The 3,512-nt window shown below is 31.3% G+C and carries 2 protein-coding genes and 1 pseudogene; 1 reads left to right on the plus strand and 2 read right to left on the minus strand.

The genetic code is table 11. The features are described 5' to 3' along the window. Positions 1-496: 496 nt before the first annotated feature. Positions 497-1,111, minus strand: a complete 615-nt coding sequence (locus tag ACI3E5_RS17460; protein WP_409531553.1) for a hypothetical protein — start codon at positions 1,109-1,111, stop codon at positions 497-499. 12 nt (positions 1,112-1,123) lie between these two features. After that, positions 1,124-2,041, minus strand: a complete 918-nt coding sequence (locus ACI3E5_RS17465; RefSeq protein ID WP_100908277.1) for a ParA family protein — start codon at positions 2,039-2,041, stop codon at positions 1,124-1,126. A 1,280-nt stretch (positions 2,042-3,321) separates the two neighbouring features. Between ACI3E5_RS17465 and ACI3E5_RS17470 the strand changes: the two are divergent. Beyond that, positions 3,322-3,512 (plus strand): annotated as a pseudogene (locus ACI3E5_RS17470) (primase C-terminal domain-containing protein); the annotation flags it as partial.

Consider the following 3,512-nt stretch of genomic DNA (forward strand, 5'->3'; position numbering starts at 1 on the left):
TATTATTGGGAATCCCAGCTTAAATCATAGATACCGTAAGGGATTTTATTCTTTATTTAAAACTTTGCAACAGAACCTGTTGTGGTAACTCTATTCTACAGAAGGGACTTCCTTTTTTCTATTTACACAAAATATTTTACACTCTCAAAATAGATATCGCTCAATAACTATTAATTTTTTGCCCTGCACAGTAATATTAATCATTTTACTGTTTGATATATCTTTTAGTTAGACTTGGATAAATTAGATTGTAACTATGATTACATAATAAAGAGAAGGTGAATGTGAATGGTAACAAATAGTGAAGAAAGTTCAATGATTAAGGTAGTAGATAAAGGTTATATACTACCTTAATTTCTTCGTCATCTTTCCCATGATTCCTGAAAATTTATCAGAATGAATACTTTTATATGAAATTTTATTACGTACTACTTTTATGGTATCTATAATAAACTAAAAATCTACTACCATAATGGCTAATTATGGTAGTAGATTTTTAATGTTTATAATTCATTCCCCAATTAGTTCGTAAAATCATTTGAGTTTCTTCTTCTATTTCACTGACTGTACGAATTATATTTCCATCTACATCTGTTTCTGGGATAGTGGGTTTCTTCTCCCTAAACATTTCTACTTCCCTCATAACATTATTAAAAAGGTCTTGTTTATCTTCTTGTGTCAAGTGCTGTTTGATGTATTCATCGAGTGCTTTTCGTAGTATCTCGTCTCTAGTAAGATTTGTTTCATATTTTTCAACCATCACTCTTGAAGTAGCGTTTAAAATAGGCGAAAGTTTCAAAGGCATTTGAGCAGAGAAAGATCGATCAAATTTCCTTATAGGAGCCCCTACCCCTTTTACTTTCTTAGATAGACTGTTTTTTTTCTTAGTTTGAATGACCGTTTGTCCAGTATCTTCAGAAGAAGGAGTCGGAGATTCGTGGATCACTTCTTTATTATTAATTGTATCTTCCTGTGACTTTGTGGTACCTATATCATTAGATGGAGACGTGGTTTGAGATTTCTTGCTACTTTTTCTAGCTGAGTTCCCTGCCCTAATTTTATCTAATCCTTTGTTGCTTCTAAAAATACCTAAATCTTTTATATCAGCCATTTAAAGAACCTCCTACTCATACCAAGCTTCATGTTCAAGCAGCTCTTCGTAGATATTAATAAATAGATGGTGGCAACGCCTATCCCATTGCTTTAATTTCCCAGCCTTAGTTAACTCCATTGTTATTCCAGATCCATCATATCGCTTTAAACGTGCATTTTTTAGTACAACATTTTTGAGCAAATGATCACCATAAATTTGTTGTGCTTGGGCATACATTTCCTGATCGACTGCGTCCCCACTCTCTAACATAAATGGAATCACACCAGCAACCTTCAATGAAGTATCAAATCCTTCAACAAAGAAATCCATATATTCTAAGTATTGCATGGCATTTCGCATGGACTTAACCTGTGTTTGAAGAACAACGATCGCATAATCTGCTAGATACATTGCAGATTTGCTATAAATTGAAATGGAAGGTGGAACGTCTAGATATACAATGTCAAATTCTTCAAGCAGCGGTCCTAAACGTTTCTGCATATAGATAAGTTTATCGGCAGAATCCGAGAATTGGTCTTTGATCCAATCATCATAAAGTTCAAAGCTCATATCTGCGGGTAATATATATAAATTATCTACTACCTTATATATAGCATCTTTTGGATCTACACGAGTATCTTTATCTACTACCTTATTCCAGTCAACTTCCCCATAGGTTTCAAGATTTAAATCAATAGGTTCTTTTCCAATCAATACATCGGTTATTGTATTTTCATAATCAAGAGGCTTACCGCCTCCACCACCCTCTTCTAAAGAAAAGTTCATATGGGTTAAGCTCATTACGTCAGAGGTATTCCCTTGCATATCCAGATCGACGATCAGAGTTTTTTGATTTTTTGCAACAGCTGCTTCGAAACCTAACATCTGTGCACACGTACTCTTCCCTACTCCACCTTTGAAATTTCCTATCACAAATTTCTTTGACAAGCTAACTCACTCCTTTTATTATCTACTACCTTTATAATAATAGTAACATACTACTATAAATAATGCTATGTAAATTAAATTACATACTACCCAAAATAAATTCTATGTATAAAAGTTTTTGATATTATAAAATAGTTACTACTTTAAAAACAATATTTATATACTACTGTAATAAATAATAAAACAAGACTACTCTATTAGTCACTACACGTTATTAAGACGCTAGTTGTATTAAATATATCTTAAGAGGGAAAACTTAATTTGGAAGGGATGTCAGTTTTACTTGGTTAGTTCATAAAGCTTATGATCGAGTAAAATTAGTTCATTAAGGTAGTACTTAAATAAAAGCGAATTGTTGCAATTGAAATTCAATTAGTTGGGTAGTAATTAAAAGCATAAAACGGTAGTAGATAACTTCTAAATATGGTAGTAAGTAATAATTTTTAAAATGGAATAAGGTAGTATATAATATACTTTTTAGGTAGTATCTATTTAAAATAAAAGTAGTATATAACAAAGGAATAAGGTAGTAAATAATACTCTCATTAAAGGTAGTAAGTAATTTTAGAAATTTTTTAAAAAAGGTAGTAACCAATTCTATTAAGGTAGTATGTAGTCATGATTTCAGGATAATATAAGTTAGATAAGGGTATTTTAATTTTATTACCTACTACCTAAAGAACAATATATTAATTACTACCTATCAATGGTATTGTTATAAGGTAGTAGATAATTAATTTTTAAGGTAGTATATAATATAAAATATGAGACAAAATCGTAGTAGATAATTAATGATTTAAGTAGTACATATTATAATAATTATCTCTACAAATGTAGTTGTTAATCTTTAATTAGAGTAGTAAATAATAATAGGAAAACTATATTTAAGGTAGTATGTAATGGATTTTTGAGAAAATAGCGCTTGAATTAAATGGCGTTTTCATATATTCTTAATATGAAAATAAATCAAAAAAAAAGAGACGGATAAAAAAGTGAATTCGGCCTCACTCTTTCATCTGAATCACATACACAACTATGTGTTCTCGCTCGTCTCAGAATTATGTAAGTGGCTGGTTACCACTTATGTGATTTAATTAAATCTATTCGGACTGGTAATCCGAACTTATAGGTTTATTTTACCATTTTTTGACGGGCAACTCAATATATATATGCTTATTTTGTCATGCGATTTAACGAGATGCTGACGTTCTAAGCCATTGAGGGAACACAAATCGAAAGATTATTTGTGTTCTCTTTTTGTTTAGGAAGGAATAACAGTCATGGCAGCTTCTTTGGATGTCGTATATTCGACGGTATTACAAAATGGTATCCGTAAATTTAAATATAAAAACAGCCACTTAAAACCGGTCTCTTTTAGTGATCAGTCGGGAAAGGGGGCTATTTTTGCGTACCGTTCAAAGGAACACATGATCGAGGGGATTGGACTAGTGATCACTTCAGAAGAAGGGGT

The sequence above is a fragment of the Candidatus Enterococcus avicola genome (genome assembly GCF_047470845.1).
Lineage (GTDB): Bacteria > Bacillota > Bacilli > Lactobacillales > Enterococcaceae > Enterococcus_D > Enterococcus_D casseliflavus.

What these genes read in the sequence shown, in the direction of transcription:
- ACI3E5_RS17460 (WP_409531553.1), bottom strand. Translation starts at nt 1,111, where the DNA reads ATGGCTGATATAAAAGATTTAGGTATTTTTAGAAGCAACAAAGGATTA.